Source organism: Inconstantimicrobium porci (assembly GCF_009696465.1).
GTDB lineage: Bacteria > Bacillota > Clostridia > Clostridiales > Clostridiaceae > Inconstantimicrobium > Inconstantimicrobium porci.
The window spans coordinates 1-17,587 of the sequence record NZ_VULX01000041.1 but is presented as its reverse complement, the minus strand read 5'-3'; the positions used below and the strand labels follow the sequence as shown (position 1 = coordinate 17,587).

Here is a 17,587-nt window from a genome sequence, read left to right as displayed (position 1 = left end):
TGCATTTTCCTTAAATTCCTTATCATACTGTTTACTCATTTCAATTCCTCCAATTCATCATATTTTTATTATAACTCTTTTTGAGAAATATCCACTTTTAACTTGTACTATTTATATTCTAGCTCCAATGATCTTCTTCCATGGTCAGAAAAATTACCGGAAGAATGTAGAAAGACTAACCGATAAAAGCTGCCAGATGGCAGCTTTATTTTTTTGTACAGGTACTTATTATTTACTGTTTACTCACTAATCCTGGTTTCATCCTTAATTCTTCATTCTGCTTTCTTCATTCCTAATTTTCTCTGGAGTTTCTTCCAAAATTTTAAATTTTAAAATCTAAATTATTTTTAAAATCGCACGAATTAAATTTCATATAAAGCAAAAAACTTATAAAAAATATTAAGATTTTCATTAAAAGCGTCGAAAAAAAATAATATATTGTCTAATAATTAAAAGCAAAAGTTAATTTAATTATTAATAAAAGAAAAAAGGGTGGAGGAATTTATATGTTTAAAAAATTAAAAGTAAAAGTATGTGCTGTAATTATACTTTTAGCTGTGATTTTTTCTGTATATGCTGTTGCTAATGTTAATGGAATAAGAAAAGCAAATGTATTAACTAAACAGATTAATGAAGTATATATGAAAAACTTATTAATACTTAATGACATTGATTCAAATTATGAGAATCTACAAAAAAATCTTTATTCACATATAGCAGCTAATGACGACAAGATGAAGGAAAAAACTGCTGGTAAAATTGAAAAAAAGATCAAAGAAATAAATGAATCTATAGATACTTTAAAGAAACAAAGTACTGATGAAAAATATATTGAAAGTTTTGATAAATATAAAGAAGTATTTAATAAGTATGCTGAACTTTCAAATAAGGTAGTAGCTTTATGTAAAGAAGGTAAACAAGGTGAAGCATTTACTGTTATGACAAAAGATGTTGAAGAACTAGATGATGAAATGGATGACGTATGGGGAATATTATTTGATAACAGTAAAAATAATATTAACAGTGTCATTAAAACTCAGGAAGGTCTTATTACAGGAATACTTGTTGTTTCTGTAATATCATTTGTAGTATTCTTAATTGCTGCAGTTATATGTTTTAGATATATTACAAAGAAAGTAATAAATCCTGTTAATGATGCAAATCATAAATTAAATAATTTAATTGATGATATAAATAATAGACAAGGTGACTTATCATTAAGATTAGAAGTTAGGAGTGATGATGAAGTTGGTTCTTTAGTTAAAGCTATTAATGGATTTATGGAGACTTTAGAACATGTAGTTGCAAAAGTTAAAAATTCTTCTTTATCTTTAAAAGAAGCAAATAAAAATGTAGCCTCAAAGATACTTGAAGCTAATGATAGTATAACTACTACTTCTGCTACTATGGAACAATTAGCAGCAAATATGGAGAATATAACATTATCAACTAATGACATAAACTCAAGAGTTCATAATGCTTATGAATTTACTAAACAAATTAATAACGATACAAAGCAGGGAACTGAACTTGCTGAAGTAATTAGAAAAAATTCAGAAGAGTTTAAAGCTGGATCTGCAAAGCAAAAAGACAATATATCTAATATGGTAAAAGAGATAAATAAATCTTTAAATATTTCATTAGAAAACGTGAAAAAGGTAGAATTAATAGATGAACTTTCTAATGAAATTCTGAATATCACATCTCAGACTAATTTACTTGCTTTAAATGCATCAATTGAAGCTGCTAGAGCAGGGGAAGCTGGAAAGGGATTTGCAGTTGTTGCTACAGAAATTAGTAATTTAGCGGCTGTAAGTGAAAGCACTACAAATAATATACAAGAAATCAGTGCTATAATTAATAAAGCTGTTGTTGATTTAGCAAAAGATGTTTCGGATATGCTTAACTTTATTAATGGTACAGTTTTATCAGATTACGAATCAAATGTTGTAATTGGTGCTCAGTATGAAGAAGATGCTGAAAAATTCACTGAAGTATTACAGAAGTTTGTAAGTAATTCAAATGAGCTTAATGAATTAATAAATGATATAACTGAATCTATTTCAGTTATTACAAAGTCAATTAATGAAAGTAGTATGGGTGTTGAAGACACAGCTAAAACTACTACTGATTTAGTAAATACAGTATTAGGTATACAAAATGATATGGATATTAGTGTAGAAGTACAAACAGATTTAATCGATGAAGTAAATAAGTTTCGTGATGCAAAAAATGTAGATGAAACAGAAAACACTGAAGAAGAAAAATAAAATTAATTAATTGAGTCTGAATAGTTTTGTGTAAAAACATAAAACTGTTCAGTCTCTTTTTTGTAGAATAAAAACATAAAATATTGTATGAACTTAATCTTTCATTTGATTTTTAAAATTGAATATAGCAAATAGGCCTTCGCTATCGGAGGCAAAAATTTCAAACAATATTTGATTTGATTATTTATCAGGAAACATTTGATTCTTGCATTTGAAGGATTGTCTGTTGACCTAAGCTAATGAGTATCTGCCATTTAGCAGGCATGTTTTCGGCAAACTCTAACTCTTTAAGCTCATTTAAAGGCTTCCAGTGACGTGAGTTAAGTCGAAGATTTTCTCTTCTTCTAATTCAAATTGCTGTTTTGCAAGTGGATACGCACTATAGCCATCAGCAATGAACTTAAGAGTTTTGTTAGGAAAGTTTTTAAACTTGTCAAAAGCCATACGCATAGCAAGAATACACGGACCTACGGCACGTGTGTCCGATACTTGATATCCAAGAATAGATTTCTTACAAGCATCCATTACAATCCACACATAGTGCTTAATACCTTTGACTTTGATATAGGTTTCATCGGCAGAGTAAATTCTCTATAAATATAGCGAAGCTTATATTTTGATTTTTCAGCATGGCTTATATTTTTATCGAGTTTCTTTAAATTTGCAAGATAATAGAAACATTTGTCATTAGTGCACTTATGTATTTTAAAGTGTTTTCGTTCCTTACGTTCCGTAAGCGTCGAGCCACAGTATGGACATTTAAAAACTAATGGCTTAGTAACAAAATTAGACTCTTTAAATGTAGTGCCACAAACTTTACATTGATATTGGCCTTTACAGCCGTTGTTATCATAAATATATTCATGATTTGCACCACATTTAGGACAGACAATTTTGTGGGATATAGTTTTACCGTTACGTCTTTGGACGGGCTTGATAATTTTATTATATTTATGCTTGTAATACGCTAAAAGCAGTTTGTAATCAACCTGCTCAAAATGCTTGATTATAGGCAGTTTATCTACTTTAAACTTTTGATATTTAGGACTGTTTGAATCATCAAATTGCATTTGCTTAAGTGGAATATGTTGAGCAATAAATCCTATAAGTTGATAAATAATTTTAATTAAATATTGATTATATATTAGTAAATAAGTTATAATGATATCTGAAACATAAATGATATCATCTTTTTTGCTTCCTTCTTCACAATTCCAATCTTGTACAGCTTCTTAAACTGAGCTCTCACTTCATCCAGTTCAATATACTGATTGAAGAATAATACAGAAGCTGATGCTATGAAGAACAGGATGCCCATTATGGAAGTAATGAACAGAAAGAATCTATATCCCTGCTTCTTGCTGATATAAAAATCACAGGCACATGAGACTTTCTTCTTAGAGCGCTGCATATATAAAAGCCGTCATCATATGGCAGATTCACATCAAGCAGCACAATATCAGGATTTACTTTATCAAAATAAGCAATGACATCTTTAAAATCCATGTCATCGTAAACGTCATATCCCTTACACTTTAGAAAACTGTAAATATTGTTTCTAAGCTTTTCATCATCTTCCACGAGCATTATTTTCGCCATTTAATCACCCCATAATATCCCTTTTCCTACTTATAAATATAACATGTATAGGCTGTAATAACTACATCATTTTACCATATAGCGTGTTTGATAATAAATTATCCTATTTAATTTCAATATAAAAAGCTGCACCAGATTAATTCTGATACAGCCTTTTTTATTACTTATTATTTTCTATTATTTCTTCGATCTTATTTCTGCATCTTCCGCCGCCGCATCCGCCTGCACCAGCGCCAGTTGCATCTTTAACTTCTAAGAAAGTTTTAGCTCCATTTTTAACTGCTTCCTCTATCTTTTCAGCAGTTATCTTTCTGCATAAACATACGTGTGACATATTTGTGTTCTCCTTATCTTTTGACTATTCTTCAATTGAGATAGCTTCTACAGGACAGCTATCACATGCTTCTCTAACTAGTTCTTCATGTTCTGCTCCTACTTCTCCTGCAACTGCATATCCTTCATCAATATTAAAGACTTCACCGCAGATTCCTTCACATAATCCACAGCATATACATGTATTTTCATCAACAAATGCTTTCATTTTATATTCCTCCGAAATTCATCTTTTGTTTGTAAAAATACAATTTACATCTCTATAATAACTATTAAATAATAATTATTATTACCTGTCAATATATTTTTATAAATAATTTATTATCAATGCTTATAATCACGATAGAGCTTAAAAATCAAAACTGGAGTGGCATCTAATTCACCACTCCAGTTTTGATTTAAATTATTTTACTTATCTATTCCTAATTTAGCTGCACCATATATTCCTGCATCATTACCAAGAAGCGCTAGTCTGAATTCAGTGTTTCTTGAAGCATGAAAAGCATTTTTCTGATAGTATTTCTTTACATTATCAGTGATGATCTCTCCTGCTTTAGATACGCCACCGCCGATAACAATTATCTCTGGGTCAACTACACATGAAATCTGTGCAAGTGCTGAACCTAAAGTATCTGCAAAATGATCAACTATTTCAAGTGCTAATTGATCACCACTCTTTGCTAAATCAAAAACGTCCTTTGCAGTAATAACATCAAATTTTCTTAAACCTGATTCTTTATCTGTTGTTTTAAGTGCATTAACTGCTAATCTAACGATTCCTGTTGCTGAAGTATATTGTTCAAGACAGCCATGTTTACCACAGTTGCATGCTTCTTTTTCATCTTTACATACAGTGATATGTCCAATTTCACCTGCAGCACCATTAGTACCGGCAATGATCTTTCCATTAACTATAATGCCGCCACCGACACCAGTTCCTAATGTAACCATGACCATATTACTACAGCCTTTACCACCGCCTTGCCATAATTCTCCTAAGGCAGCCACATTAGCATCATTACCTGCTTTTACGCATATTCCTGTTTCTTTAGTTAAAGCTTCTTCAATATTAAAGACATCCCAGCCAATATTAACACAGCCTAATACTTTTCCATCTTCAGTAACTGGTCCTGGAACTCCTACTCCAATACTTTTAACTTCATCTTTTTCTATATGTTGTTTAGCAAATTCTTCATCTAAAGACTTAGCAATGTCACTTAATATATACTTCCCGTTAGATTCTTTTCTAGTCTCTATCTCCCACTTACTTAAAACCTTTCCTTCAATAGTGAATAATCCGATTTTAACAGTAGTTCCACCTATATCTACACCTACAGCGTATTTTTCCATTTGTACAACCTCCCCGTTTTTTTAAGGTTAAATTTCCACTTTATAAATTACAATGAAAACTCCATATACTATTGTACTATATTTTTTGAACTATTACCTCTAAACCATAGTGATCTGAGATAATTTTTTTATTTTTTTCATTAAAAATTACTTTTGAACTTTTAACTTTAATCTTTTTAGTACATAGAATAAGATCTAATCTTAACTTTTCTTCATTTTCTTCCCATCCATCAATATCTCCTTTGACAGTAATCCCTTCGTCTCTGTCATCAGCCATATCATACGTATCAAACATACCCTTAGACAATAAATAGTCATATCCCTGTTCCCTTACGCTTGCATTATTATTGAAATCTCCCATAAGGAAAGTTGTTCTATCTTTATTTATCTTCTCAAGTAACTTATCAACCTGCTCATCAAAAGGTTCTTCTTCATCCTTCCACCATCCAAGATGGCAGCTGATGAAATCTGCTTCTTTTCCATCAATACTAATTGTAGTTTTTACAAGTTTTCTCGATTTCCAAAAATGTTTACTAGAAGATCTACTAACATAAAAACTTTCTTTGTTAATGATTGGATGCTTTGTAATTATGCTTACTCCTTCTTCATACACATCATATCCAAGATGTGCAAAATCCCAGACATAATCATACTTACTATCACCTATTGCTCTTAACTCACTCAGCAAAACATATACAAAATTGTCAGTCCTAATTTTATCATTTACAAAGCTGCTTTCAATATGCTGGCTTACTTCCTGTAATGCTATTACATCATATTGATTTTCATGAATAATCTTTGCTAAATACTTTATTTTATCCAGCTGATTTTCTTCTCGCCATGAATGACAATTTAATGTTAATAATTTCATAATCTACACTCCTAATGTATCCTGAACTTTTGACTTAATAACATCGGCTTTTGGTCCATAAATAGCCTGTACACCTTTATCTTTAAGAATTAATCCTATAGCTCCTGTCATTTTCCATTCATCTTCAGTACCAACTACTGATGTATCTTTAACTGTAACACGTAATCTAGTCATGCATGCATCAACATCAACTATATTTTCTTTTCCACCAAGAAGATTAATAATTAATTCAGCTTGCTTATCTTCAGAAACTTTTTCATCTTTTTTGTTGTCACCATTTTCATCGTCTATATAATTTCCTTTACGTCCAGGAGTTGCTATATTGAATTTCTTTATTAGGAAACTGAACATAAAGTAACTTACTACAAAGAAAACAACACATAATAATACAAAGTAAACTAAATCAGCTGTTATTCCTGCCTTAACCATCATTGGTGTACGAGTTATAAATTCTATAAATCCAAATGCGTGTACTCTTAAATTTATTATATCAGCAAAAGCAAATCCAATTCCAGCTAATACAGCGTAAACTCCATATAAAACTGGTGAAACAAACATGAATAAGAATTCTATTGGTTCAGAAACTCCAGTTAAGAATGATGCTAAAGCTGCTGATAAAAACATTGATTTGTATTTTGATTTCTTATCTTTATCTACATTCTTATACATTGCAAGTGATATACCAAGTAGTGTTCCAAATGATAATAGAACTTGTCCCATTTTAAAACGAGCTGGTGTTACTGTAGTTAAAAGATGATTGTAAGCAGTCATATCTCCTGCTGCCTTTAAATTGTTTAAGTCTGTTATCCAAGCTAACCATAGTGGATCTTGTCCTGCTACAGTAGTTCCTGCTGCTGCACCAGTTAATATTTGATATGTTCCACCCAGTTCAGTATAGTTTATTGGAACAGTAAGCATATGATGAAGTCCAAATGGTAATAGAAGTCTTTCCAAAGTACCAAATACAAATGGTGCAAAAACTGGTGCTGTATTTTGTGATGTCGCAATCCACTGTCCAAAACTATTAAGAGCTGTTTGTAAAAATGGCCATATAACTGAAAGTACTAAAGAAATTATAGTTGATCCGATGATAACAACAAACGGAACAAAACGTTTACCATTAAAGAATGCCAGTGCTGATGGCAGCTTATCGAAATTGTAGTACTTATTGTATAAGCATGCACCAAGGAAACCTGCAATTATTCCAACGAACACACCCATATTTAACGCCGGAGCACCAAGTATTGATACGAAATAATCTGGAACAGTCATTGCTTGTCCAAAAAAGTTATTAACTACTGCTGTCTTATCAGATAACATTGCTTCGCTAACACCAAAAATTGCTCCTGTAATACGATTAATTAAGATAAATGAAATTAATGCTGCAAATGCACCACCTGCACGTTCTTTTGCCCATGAACCACCAATTGCAACTGCAAATAAGATATGCATATTCCCTATTACAGCCCATCCTATACTATCCATAATTCTTGCAACTGACTGCATGAATGGTGCATCAAAATTCATACCAATCAGTTTACCTATAGAAATCATTAAACCTGCTGCTGGCATAACAGCTATAACTACTAAAAGTGCTTTACCAAACTTTTGCCAAAAATCAAATGAAAAAATTCCTTTTTTATCAGCTTTTGTTTTCATAATTATTCCCCTTTTCTTTACTTTTAGATTCAAATTCTAGTCATGTTCTTTAATTTCTTTTTTCTAAGTTTAAATTACTTTATCTTATAAAGCCTTGCTTCATATGGTCTTAATTTATATGTTCTTTCATCAATGTTATTATGATCATTATAATTAGACAATAATAGATCTTGATTATTTAATATGTACTCTGATTCAAAAACAGCTTCATCCTTTGTCAAATTACATATAATAAGCATTGTATCGTTCTCATCTTGACGAGTATATGCATAAATCTGTTTATGATCTGGAAGAACAAGTTCATACTTTCCATCAATGAATGTTCTATATTGTTTTCTTATTTTTATAAGCGATTTATAAAAATTCAATATAGAATCTTCGTCATTAATCTGACTTTCCACATTAATATCTTTTGAATTAGGATTTACTCCAATCCATGGATCACCTGATGTGAATCCAGCATTTAATGAACCATCCCATTGCATTGGTGTTCTAGCATTGTCTCTTGATACAGTCCATTCATGCTCCAATGCTTTCTGCTTATTCATACCTTTATTCACATTGTTTTTATATCTATTGTGAGTAGCTACATCATTATAGCAGTTTATATCTTCATATTTTATATTTGTCATCCCAATTTCTTGACCCTGATATATAAAAGGTGTTCCCTGCTGCAAGAAATACATCATAGCTAATGACTTCGAACTTTCTTTCCAATATTCTTTGTCATTTCCCCATCTTGAATTAACTCTTACAATATCATGATTTTCAATAAATAATGCATTCCATCCCTTTTGATATAATGCATCCTGCCATTTGCTTAAGGCTTTCTTAAGTGCTGGAATATGTAATGAGCTATCATCACTATCATCCCACAAACTTAAGTGTTCAAATTGAAAGATCATATCAAATTTTCCGTTTTCATTTCCTGTCCATAATTCTGCTTCATCTGAACTTACACCATTTGCTTCACCTACTGTTAATAAATCATGACCAGCAAATGTGTTTTGATTAAATTCATCAAGAAGTTCATGAATACCATCAACATTCATATGCTTATCAAAACTTGGTACAAACTCAAGATTCTGTGGATTAGGCATATCTTTAAGCCCTGGTTCTTTTTTTATATGACTTATTGCATCAATTCTGAAACCATCAATACCTTTTTCAATCCACCAGTTTACAGTAGTATAAAGAGCTTGTCTGACATCTTTATTTTCCCAGTTTAAATCAGGCTGTCTTCTGCTAAACAAGTGCATGAAATATTCATCTGTATTTTCATCATATTCCCAAGCTGAACCTCCAAAGATACTTTCCCAGTTATTAGGCGGATTATTATCCTTCCCCTTCCTCCATATGTACCAGTCTCTCTTAGGATTATCCTTTGATGATTTTGATTCAATAAACCATGGATGTTCATCAGATGTATGATTTAAAACTAAATCCATTATAAGCTTCATGTCTCTTTTATGCACTTCAGTTAAAAGGTTTTCAAAATCTTCAATAGTTCCGAAATCCTCCATAATATCATGATAATCACTTATGTCATAACCATTGTCATCATTTGGTGATTTATATATAGGACATATCCAAATAACATCAATTCCTAAATCTTTTAGGTAATCAAGCTTTGAAATAATACCATTTAAATCTCCAATACCATCACCATTTGAGTCCTTAAAACTTCTAGGATAAATTTGATATGCTACTGCGTTTCTCTTCCAATTCATTATTTTGTCTCCTTTGTGCAACCGGTTTAACAATAGTGTAAAAAATATCAGGTCCTGTATGTGCTTTGGTTAACCGGTTTCATAAAGTTGTAAAAACACTTAAGGTATCCTGTGACTATATTGTATCATATGTAAACATTATCCGCAACCGTTTTCTGTTTTTTTTTTATTGTCTTTTTATTATTGAATTATATGTCTGCCTATATATTATTTTTGAATCTATTATTTTATAGTTTGAAGCATCATCAATTTTCTCAAGATGATTAACTAATAATTCAGCAGCATAATATCCAAGCTTATCTCCATATATTTCCACCGAACTTATTGATGGAGCCTGGTAATTGGCAAGCATAGTATTATTAAATCCGATAAGTGCTTTATCTCTAATGCTGTTCATATTAAAATACTTATTTATTCCCACTGCCACAAGATCATCAATTGCAATTACTGCAGTAGGATCACTTTTTGATAAAACTTCTTTAATTCCAGCTAATCCTGTTTCATCAGAAAACTCCTCACCACAGTATACAAGATTAGTATCATACTGAATGTTATTATCTTCAAGAGCCTTTTTATATCCTTTTATTCTTTCTTGATAAACCATCCATTTTTCCTGTGCACCTATAAAACATATTTTCTTATGTCCATTTTTAATTAATTCGCAAACTAAATCATATGCAATTTTAAAGTTATCATTATCCACCCATAAAACATTATTATCTTCTAGAGGTTTTCCTATAACTACAAAAGGGAACTTCCTATCAGCAAGATAATTTATTGTTTTATCATCCTGCTCAGTCTTCAGCATTATAATTCCATCAACCACACCTTTAGAACATAAATCTTTTATGACTTTATCTTCGTCTTTGTCATTTCCAAACGCATACATTATATAATATCCTTTTTTTTGAGCCAGAGAACTAATCCCCTGCATTAACTTAATATAAAAATCATTATAAAAATAACTTCCTGCATCCATTGGTATAACAATTCCAATAGTTTTCGTAGAATTTTTTGCAAGATTTCTAGCTGTTGCATTAGGTATATAACCCATATTTTTTATTACATCATTTACTTTCCTTTTTGTATCATCACTTATGCGTTCACTATTTGAAAGCACTCTAGAGACAGTAGCTTTTGATACACCAGCTGCCTTTGCAACATCATTAATTGTTATTTTCATAAATGGACTCCTTTCCTCACGAAATGTAAACAATATCTTTTATGAATATTGTAACATATAATGATATTGAAATTCTAGATTTAAGAGGTTTTTAAGGGGAGATTTGTCCCCCCCACACTATCTTGAAACTCACTCTGTAGAGTTTCATCTCAATCTCTTATCTTAGTTCTTCATTAATTACATTATCATAATTGCTATAATAGTAGTTACTGCAATTCCTATTGCAACAGGTATAAGATTTTTTCTTGCGAGATCTGCTGCTTTAACATTGCATATAGCTGCTACCGGTATAACTCCCCATGGAATAATAGTACCACCACCTACATACATAGTAATGATTTGTCCCAAAGAAGCTATTACACTTGTATTAAATCCGCCTGCTACTGCAAAAGTCTTAGCAAGTGAACCAGCAAGAGGCAACCCTGAGAATCCTGAGCCATCAAGTCCTGTAATTGTAGCAACTATTGTCTGAATAATTCCTACTGATGCTCTAGACATTGATATTTTCTGTGATAGAGCCATACCTAAATCAGTCAGTATGCTTGGTGCATTAGGAGACAAAACTTTTTGTGCAAACTCTCCATTTCCCATAAAGAAAAATGCTGCAATTACTATAACTGGTGCAAAAATCTTTATTGAAAAAATAAATCCGTGTCTTATATTTTCCGTTACATTTTCAAATGCCTCGCTTACCTTTTTAGTACATATTGTTATAAGGCACATTATAAGAATAGCAGTTCCTCCAATTAATGCAGTTGCATCTCCTCCGATTATATTAAATTTAACCATTAATACTACATCGACTATAAAAACTGCTGGTGTAAATACTGCTATAAAATAAGTGAATTTAGTAGTTTTTATTTTTTGTTTACTAATTTGATTCATTGTCCTATCAGCTACAAAATTTGATGGTTCCTTTCTCATTTCCCTAAGTAGCATTATGAATGATACAAGTATAACTGTACATCCCATAACCACCCATAGTATAAGTGCTTTTCCAGACATCATTTCTGTAACTGCAATTCCTGCTGACTTAGATGTTATCTGCGGTGCTCCCTGAATTACAAAATCACCTGAAAAAGCAAAACCGTGTCCGAAAAGATTCATGGCAACTGCTGCCCATATTGCTGGCAGACCAACTTCAATTGCAACTGGCAGCATGATTGCTCCAACAAGTGCAACAGCTGGTGACGGCCATATAAACCAGGAAGTCACAAACATTACGAGTCCTAAAACAAAATATGCTGCCTTACTGCTTTTAACTATTTTCTTTATCGGTCGTATCATTACTTCGTCTGCTCCAATAGCTGTAAGCGACTTTGACATAGATACTACTAGTGCTATAACGACAATAATTGTAAATAGCTCTATTCCCGAAGCCATCAGCGAATTATATAATATTTGAATTCCCTTCATGATACTACCTGAACTTGCTATACCCAGTAAAAATATACCCACTATACAAGGGAAAACAATCTCTTTCTTCTTAAGTAAAGTTATGACTATGATTATTGTCATAGCTGCATAAATATAATGCAGAACGCCTAAGTTAACCATTTATTTTTCCTCCAAAAATAATACTCACTTTCGCTTCCTGCTATTATAATATTTTGCTTAACCCTTAAGGGTGATAATTACTGAGGCAGCTTTTAATCACAAAAAGAAACAGCTGTTAAAACTGTTTCTTTCCATTTTTGCAATACACCATCTGCATACATACTGATTTTCCATATAAAATTCTATATATTCTCCTAAATCTTTTTCATCAAACCCATTATCTTTATTTACATGACTAATTGTATAATCAAATTGAACCAATAAAAAATCCATAGTGATTACCCGTGTTATAATTAAGTTGCGAAACCAAAATAACAAGGAGGATAATCACTATGAATTACCCATATCATAACACAGAATCACGTAAAGTATACCCTATACTAAAGCTTATACTGAGTCAAGATTTGACCCTGTAAAAATTGCTAATGATTATCTAAATGGTGATAGTAAAAAAATCAAACAACTTCAATATATATTACAAGCATTAGGCTATTCATTTGATAAAATAGATGGAATCTGCGGTCCTAAAACTACTAAATATATTGGAGAACTTCAAAAAGAATTAGGACTGAATGTTGACTATAAATTTGGTCCTCATACAATTGAAAAAGCGTTAGCACTTATTAAAGAAAACTGGTAATTATATTATTCCCATATAAAAAAAGCTCATGCCACTATAGTAGTTGCATGAGCTTCATATTATTCTTTATCTTTAATCTTTAAGGCATAATCTCTTTTTTCACAATTCATATTACATGAACTACAGCTTCCACCGCATGAAGTCCCGCCATTCTTATACATTTTCACAAGAACTATTACAGATATAACTGCTATGATAATAAGAATTAAAATACTCTGTATATTCATAATTTATACCGCTCCTATTAATGTTCCCACAATTTTCACTATAAATGCACATCCCCAGGCTATAGCACATTGTACAACTACAATATATGCTGCCCATCTAGTACCAAGCTCTCTTCTTATAGAAGCAATGGCCGCTACACAAGGTGTATAAAGCAGACTGAATATTAAAAGGCTTACTGCAGCAAGTGGTGTAATTATACCTGTAATGCTTCCAGTACCAAATAATACTGTCAATGTAGATACAACACTTTCCTTTGCCATAAATCCAGTTAAAAGTGCAGTTGAAATTCTCCAGTCTCCGAATCCTAAAGGTTTGAATATTGGTGATATTCTGCCTGCTAAAACTGCAAGAATACTATCTTTTGAATCTTTTACGACATTCATATGTAAGTTAAATGTCTGTAAGAACCAAATTACTATTGATGCTATAAATATTACTGAAAATGCTCTTTGTAAAAAATCCTTTGCCTTGTCCCATAAAAGCTGCATAACATTTTTAGCTCCTGGCATACGATAATTAGGAAGTTCCATTACAAATGGTACTGGTTCTCCTTTAAAAGCAGTGTTTTTCATTAATAATGCCATTATGATACCAACTAAGATACCAATGAAATATAAAGCTACCATGATAAATGCACCATGTCTTGGGAAGAATGCAGCTGTAAAAAATGCGTATATTGGAAGTTTAGCAGAACAACTCATAAATGGTGTCATTAAAATTGTCATCTTTCTATCTCTTTCAGATGGCAAAGTTCTACTTGCCATAACTCCTGGTACAGTACATCCAAAACCAATAAGCATTGGCACAATACTTCTTCCTGACAATCCTATCTTTCTAAGAAGCTTGTCCATAACAAAAGCTACTCTTGCCATATATCCACTGTCTTCTAGTAATGATAAGAAGAAAAACAAAGTAACGATTATTGGTAAGAAGCTTAATACACTTCCAACACCAGTGAATATTCCATCAATAACAAGTGAATGTATAACTTCATTTACACTTATAGATGTAAAAAAGGCATCTGTGGCATTTGTCAGATATTCAATACCCAATTCAAGCCATCCCTGCATAACTGCACCAATAACATCAAATGTCAGCCAGAATACAAGTGCCATTATTGCTATAAATGATGGAATAGCTGTATACTTTCCTGTTAATATCTTATCTATTTTTATACTTCTAGCATGTTCTTTGCTTTCTTTTGGTTTAATAACAGTTGCATCACATACTTTTTCGATAAAGCTAAATCTCATATCAGCCATGGCAGCTGCACGATCAAGACCACTTTCTTCTTCCATTTCGATAATAATATGTTCAAGCATGTCCTCTTCATTTTTACTTAATTTAAGCTTCTTTAAAATCAGCTTATCTCCTTCTGCCAGCTTGCTTGCTGCAAAACGTTCTGGAATACCAGTGTTTTCTGCATGATCTGATATTAGATGCATAATTCCATGAATACATCTATGCACTGCTCCGCCTTTATCATCCTTGCTGCAGAAATCATGTCTGCCTGGACGTTCCTGATACTTTGCAATATGAATAGCATGATCTACTAATTCACCAATACCTTCACCTTTAGCTGCTGATATTGGTATAACTGGTATGCCAAGCATTTCTTCCATTTTATTAACTAAAACAGAACCATTGTTTTCTCTTACTTCATCCATCATATTAAGTGCTAAGACCATTGGTACATCAAGTTCCATAAGCTGCATAGTTAAATACAGATTTCTTTCAATATTAGTTGCATCTACTATATTAATGATAGCTTTAGGATGATTTTCTAATATAAACTCTCTTGTAACAATCTCTTCGCTAGTATATGGTGACATAGAATAAATTCCAGGTAGATCTGTAATTAAAGTATTGCTGTGCCCTTTAATTACACCATCTTTTCTATCAACAGTTACTCCTGGAAAATTTCCAACATGCTGATTAGATCCTGTAAGCTGATTAAATAATGTTGTTTTACCACAATTCTGATTACCTGCTAATGCAAATGTCAGCTTTTCATCATCTGGAACAGGATTTTCATCTGCTTTTACATGATACTTACCACCCTCACCTAATCCTGGATGGTCAATAAAATCTGATTTTTCTTTGTTTACCTTCTTTTTTACAGTTGCTTCTTTTATCACTTCTGCCTGTATCTTTTCTGCATCAGCAACACGCAATGTCAGTTCATATCCATGTATTTGAAACTGCATCGGATCTCCCATTGGCGCATATTTTACCATAGTAATTTCTGCCCCCGGTATAACCCCCATATCAAGGAAATGTTGACGAAGGGCTCCTTCGCCGCCTACTGAAGAAATCCTTGCAGTTTTACCTATTTCTAATTCTTTTAAAGTAATCATTATTTATACTCCTTAGATTTAAAATATTATACAGCATTCATCATACTACTTATCTTTCACTGATTATGATTGTACTTTAATTGATATTGATTGTCAACTACATTTAGTTATCATATAGCTTAAGAAATCATTTTCAATAATTGATTAATCTACAAATAACTTAATAATAATATATGAAAAAGTTTAAAATAATACTACTTATTTCATATCTTGTGATAATGTTTATTTATGACTGGCGACTTGCTCTATTATCATGCATGTTTACTCCAGCAGCTTATTTTATTGCTGAAAAGATGAAGGTAGTTGTCTATCGCTATAACTCTTCTTATAAAAAAGGGTGAAATTGCATTCTACCATTCTTTTACACAAACGTGTAAACCCTTTATTTACAACACTTTATATCATTAAAAAATTATGTTTTTTAATGCAATTTCCTTTACATTAAAAAAAGTGCCAGTGCACTAAATGATTTTTACTGCGTTTTTATCATGCTTTGCAAAGATGGAATTAAAATCATCAAAGGCTGCCAAACTTTTTAATGTAGTGCAAAAAGCCCAGGTTTCATGGAATAAAATCCAGAATACTACAAGATGAATCAGACAGACTATTGCATTCATGTTGCCCATAGCAAACCATACTGCTGCAAAAACTGCTATAACTAGTAATATACTTATAAGAATCCTCAGTGACTTTTTACCTTTTGATGTTTTTTCTATGAAATTAGTTTTATACACCCTGCTGACAAGATAAATAAGTCCTGATACCATGGATGCTATTATTAATAAAAAAATAATTGTCCACATAATATACTCTGTCCTCCTCAAATCTACCTTCAATCTAATCTTACGTAAAATATATACTCAAAAACTGCAAGTCTTAATAAAGATGAAGAATATCTGCTGCCACTACATCTGCAAAAAATAGCAATCCTATTCCTAAACTCATTATACCAAAAGTCCTTTTTGACAGCCTGTCCTTTAGATGCTGTATAAATGGAATTAAAATATATATCAAGATAAGACTTGATAAAGCGAAGAACAGAACAGATCTTAAACATATAAATCCGTCAATATTTCCCCAATTTAAAATCTCCTTATTGTAATCCCAAAGCCTGATACCAGCTACAGAATAGAGGTAGTATCCTGTTAAATATTCAAGCAATCCACTTACTAAACCGCCAGTAAGGAATACCATCAAAGGCTTTTTTCTAAGCCTGCATGTCGCTACTGTAATTAGAATCGAACCATAACCATAAATCGGAATCCATGGTCCCATCGTTGTGCCACGTTTTACGAAATAGCCCAGATCAATTCTATAAAACAGCTCTTCATACACGAAACCGAAAATGCCTCCAAAAGTAAAAATCAACAGGAATGTCATAGTTGTAGTCTTCATATCAGATTTAAGTTTATAATCATTATATTCAATTTTTTCCAACATATTAATTTCCCCCTAATTGATTTTTTAGCTATAATAATCTGTCTTTGTATTAAATTTATTATAAATAGTCCAAATAATTCCTATATAAATAATGATAAATTGCAATAACAAATTGAACTAATTTTATTTTTCCATTTGAACCCTTGAATTTTTAAGCTGCATAGATCTCATCGAGGTACTTTTCAAAAAGCTCCTCTGGAGTTCGGTAGTCTAAGATTTTACGTGGAAGAGTGTTCATCCATTCTTCAATAAACCCTATGTTATCAACAGTATAATCAGATATACGCTTTCCCTTGGGGATAAATCGACGTATTAGCCCATTATGACGCTCATTTGTGCCTTTTTCAAATGATGAATAAGGATGTGTGTA

19 protein-coding genes and 1 pseudogene are annotated in these 17,587 nt (G+C 31.7%); 3 read left to right on the top strand and 17 right to left on the bottom strand.

The features are described 5' to 3' along the window. The first annotated feature begins 506 nt into the window (after window positions 1–506). A complete protein-coding gene (locus FYJ33_RS15285; protein ID WP_154532730.1) occupies window positions 507–2,270 on the top strand; it encodes a methyl-accepting chemotaxis protein in 1,764 nt (587 codons plus the stop codon). Window positions 2,271–2,457: 187 nt separating this feature from the next. Here FYJ33_RS15285 and FYJ33_RS17160 read toward each other — a convergent pair. From FYJ33_RS17160 to FYJ33_RS15225, 12 genes and pseudogenes are all read right to left on the bottom strand, one after another. After that, a pseudogene (locus FYJ33_RS17160) lies at window positions 2,458–3,451 on the bottom strand (DDE-type integrase/transposase/recombinase). Then, window positions 3,427–3,588 carry a hypothetical protein gene (locus FYJ33_RS15275; protein WP_154532728.1) on the bottom strand — a complete coding sequence of 54 codons (162 nt, stop codon included), beginning with the start codon at window positions 3,586–3,588 and terminating at the stop codon, window positions 3,427–3,429. Before FYJ33_RS15275 ends, FYJ33_RS17160 begins: the two are co-directional and overlap by 25 nt. Then, window positions 3,588–3,869, bottom strand: a complete 282-nt coding sequence (locus FYJ33_RS15270; RefSeq protein ID WP_154532726.1) for a response regulator — start codon at window positions 3,867–3,869, stop codon at window positions 3,588–3,590. Before FYJ33_RS15270 ends, FYJ33_RS15275 begins: the two co-directional genes overlap by 1 nt. Before the next feature lie 160 nt (window positions 3,870–4,029). After that, a complete protein-coding gene (locus FYJ33_RS15265; RefSeq protein WP_154532724.1) occupies window positions 4,030–4,203 on the bottom strand; it encodes a (2Fe-2S)-binding protein in 174 nt (57 codons plus the stop codon). 24 nt (window positions 4,204–4,227) lie between these two features. Next, window positions 4,228–4,410 (bottom strand): ferredoxin, encoded by a 183-nt coding sequence (locus tag FYJ33_RS15260; RefSeq protein WP_154532722.1) that lies wholly within the window; start codon window positions 4,408–4,410, stop codon window positions 4,228–4,230. Between the two features lie 200 nt (window positions 4,411–4,610). Beyond that, the gene (locus FYJ33_RS15255) at window positions 4,611–5,552 is read right to left on the bottom strand and encodes an ROK family glucokinase (RefSeq protein ID WP_154532720.1); all 942 of its coding nucleotides are present in this window, start codon (window positions 5,550–5,552) and stop codon (window positions 4,611–4,613) included. A gap of 76 nt (window positions 5,553–5,628) precedes the next feature. Further along, window positions 5,629–6,423 carry an endonuclease/exonuclease/phosphatase family protein gene (locus tag FYJ33_RS15250; RefSeq protein ID WP_154532718.1) on the bottom strand — a complete coding sequence of 265 codons (795 nt, stop codon included), beginning with the start codon at window positions 6,421–6,423 and terminating at the stop codon, window positions 5,629–5,631. Between the two features lie 3 nt (window positions 6,424–6,426). Beyond that, on the bottom strand, window positions 6,427–8,082 hold the full coding sequence (locus FYJ33_RS15245; RefSeq protein WP_154532716.1) for a PTS transporter subunit IIBC: 1,656 nt from the start codon (window positions 8,080–8,082) through the stop codon (window positions 6,427–6,429). A gap of 74 nt (window positions 8,083–8,156) precedes the next feature. Beyond that, window positions 8,157–9,812 carry a glycoside hydrolase family 13 protein gene (locus FYJ33_RS15240; RefSeq protein ID WP_154532714.1) on the bottom strand — a complete coding sequence of 552 codons (1,656 nt, stop codon included), beginning with the start codon at window positions 9,810–9,812 and terminating at the stop codon, window positions 8,157–8,159. A gap of 166 nt (window positions 9,813–9,978) precedes the next feature. Then, complete coding sequence (locus FYJ33_RS15235) at window positions 9,979–10,995, bottom strand: LacI family DNA-binding transcriptional regulator (protein ID WP_154532712.1); 1,017 nt, start codon at window positions 10,993–10,995, stop codon at window positions 9,979–9,981. A 177-nt stretch (window positions 10,996–11,172) separates the two neighbouring features. Continuing rightward, on the bottom strand, window positions 11,173–12,552 hold the full coding sequence (locus FYJ33_RS15230; protein WP_154532710.1) for a hypothetical protein: 1,380 nt from the start codon (window positions 12,550–12,552) through the stop codon (window positions 11,173–11,175). 96 nt (window positions 12,553–12,648) lie between these two features. Further along, window positions 12,649–12,825 carry a hypothetical protein gene (locus FYJ33_RS15225; RefSeq protein ID WP_154532708.1) on the bottom strand — a complete coding sequence of 59 codons (177 nt, stop codon included), beginning with the start codon at window positions 12,823–12,825 and terminating at the stop codon, window positions 12,649–12,651. Window positions 12,826–12,922: 97 nt separating this feature from the next. Here FYJ33_RS15225 and FYJ33_RS17080 point away from each other — a divergent pair, with 97 nt between their 5' ends. Next, on the top strand, window positions 12,923–13,192 hold the full coding sequence (locus FYJ33_RS17080; protein ID WP_407928918.1) for a peptidoglycan-binding domain-containing protein: 270 nt from the start codon (window positions 12,923–12,925) through the stop codon (window positions 13,190–13,192). A gap of 59 nt (window positions 13,193–13,251) precedes the next feature. Here the strand turns inward: FYJ33_RS17080 and FYJ33_RS15215 are convergent, their stop codons facing one another. Together FYJ33_RS15215 and feoB are read right to left on the bottom strand one after the other, a co-directional pair. Beyond that, the gene (locus tag FYJ33_RS15215) at window positions 13,252–13,419 is read right to left on the bottom strand and encodes a FeoB-associated Cys-rich membrane protein (RefSeq protein ID WP_154532706.1); all 168 of its coding nucleotides are present in this window, start codon (window positions 13,417–13,419) and stop codon (window positions 13,252–13,254) included. Window positions 13,420–13,422: 3 nt separating this feature from the next. Continuing rightward, window positions 13,423–15,774, bottom strand: coding sequence for a ferrous iron transport protein B (gene feoB, locus FYJ33_RS15210; protein ID WP_328598718.1), 2,352 nt, complete (start codon window positions 15,772–15,774; stop codon window positions 13,423–13,425). A 176-nt stretch (window positions 15,775–15,950) separates the two neighbouring features. Here feoB and FYJ33_RS15205 point away from each other — a divergent pair, with 176 nt between their 5' ends. Then, the gene (locus FYJ33_RS15205; RefSeq protein WP_154532702.1) at window positions 15,951–16,118 is read left to right on the top strand and encodes a hypothetical protein; all 168 of its coding nucleotides are present in this window, start codon (window positions 15,951–15,953) and stop codon (window positions 16,116–16,118) included. 120 nt (window positions 16,119–16,238) lie between these two features. Here FYJ33_RS15205 and FYJ33_RS15200 read toward each other — a convergent pair whose 3' ends face one another. The 3 genes from FYJ33_RS15200 to FYJ33_RS15190 all read right to left on the bottom strand — a co-directional run. Further along, on the bottom strand, window positions 16,239–16,580 hold the full coding sequence (locus FYJ33_RS15200) for a hypothetical protein (protein ID WP_154532700.1): 342 nt from the start codon (window positions 16,578–16,580) through the stop codon (window positions 16,239–16,241). 73 nt (window positions 16,581–16,653) lie between these two features. Continuing rightward, window positions 16,654–17,217: a putative ABC transporter permease gene (locus FYJ33_RS15195; RefSeq protein ID WP_154532698.1), complete on the bottom strand. Its 564-nt coding sequence runs from the start codon at window positions 17,215–17,217 to the stop codon at window positions 16,654–16,656. 151 nt (window positions 17,218–17,368) lie between these two features. Then, window positions 17,369–17,587: IS30 family transposase (locus FYJ33_RS15190; protein ID WP_206046727.1), on the bottom strand; the 219-nt coding region annotated here is incomplete at its 5' end.

Bases quoted from the DNA above. Each gene is read 5' to 3' on its own strand.
- FYJ33_RS15285 (WP_154532730.1), top strand. From the start codon at position 507: ATGTTTAAAAAATTAAAAGTAAAAGTATGTGCTGTAATTATACTTTTA.
- FYJ33_RS15275 (WP_154532728.1), bottom strand. From the start codon at position 3,588: ATGGGCATCCTGTTCTTCATAGCATCAGCTTCTGTATTATTCTTCAAT.
- FYJ33_RS15270 (WP_154532726.1), bottom strand. From the start codon at position 3,869: ATGGCGAAAATAATGCTCGTGGAAGATGATGAAAAGCTTAGAAACAAT.
- FYJ33_RS15265 (WP_154532724.1), bottom strand. From the start codon at position 4,203: ATGTCACACGTATGTTTATGCAGAAAGATAACTGCTGAAAAGATAGAG.
- FYJ33_RS15260 (WP_154532722.1), bottom strand. From the start codon at position 4,410: ATGAAAGCATTTGTTGATGAAAATACATGTATATGCTGTGGATTATGT.
- FYJ33_RS15255 (WP_154532720.1), bottom strand. From the start codon at position 5,552: ATGGAAAAATACGCTGTAGGTGTAGATATAGGTGGAACTACTGTTAAA.
- FYJ33_RS15250 (WP_154532718.1), bottom strand. From the start codon at position 6,423: ATGAAATTATTAACATTAAATTGTCATTCATGGCGAGAAGAAAATCAG.
- FYJ33_RS15245 (WP_154532716.1), bottom strand. From the start codon at position 8,082: ATGAAAACAAAAGCTGATAAAAAAGGAATTTTTTCATTTGATTTTTGG.
- FYJ33_RS15240 (WP_154532714.1), bottom strand. From the start codon at position 9,812: ATGAATTGGAAGAGAAACGCAGTAGCATATCAAATTTATCCTAGAAGT.
- FYJ33_RS15235 (WP_154532712.1), bottom strand. From the start codon at position 10,995: ATGAAAATAACAATTAATGATGTTGCAAAGGCAGCTGGTGTATCAAAA.
- FYJ33_RS15230 (WP_154532710.1), bottom strand. From the start codon at position 12,552: ATGGTTAACTTAGGCGTTCTGCATTATATTTATGCAGCTATGACAATA.
- FYJ33_RS15225 (WP_154532708.1), bottom strand. From the start codon at position 12,825: ATGGATTTTTTATTGGTTCAATTTGATTATACAATTAGTCATGTAAAT.
- FYJ33_RS15215 (WP_154532706.1), bottom strand. From the start codon at position 13,419: ATGAATATACAGAGTATTTTAATTCTTATTATCATAGCAGTTATATCT.
- FYJ33_RS15205 (WP_154532702.1), top strand. From the start codon at position 15,951: ATGAAAAAGTTTAAAATAATACTACTTATTTCATATCTTGTGATAATG.
- FYJ33_RS15200 (WP_154532700.1), bottom strand. From the start codon at position 16,580: ATGTGGACAATTATTTTTTTATTAATAATAGCATCCATGGTATCAGGA.
- FYJ33_RS15195 (WP_154532698.1), bottom strand. From the start codon at position 17,217: ATGTTGGAAAAAATTGAATATAATGATTATAAACTTAAATCTGATATG.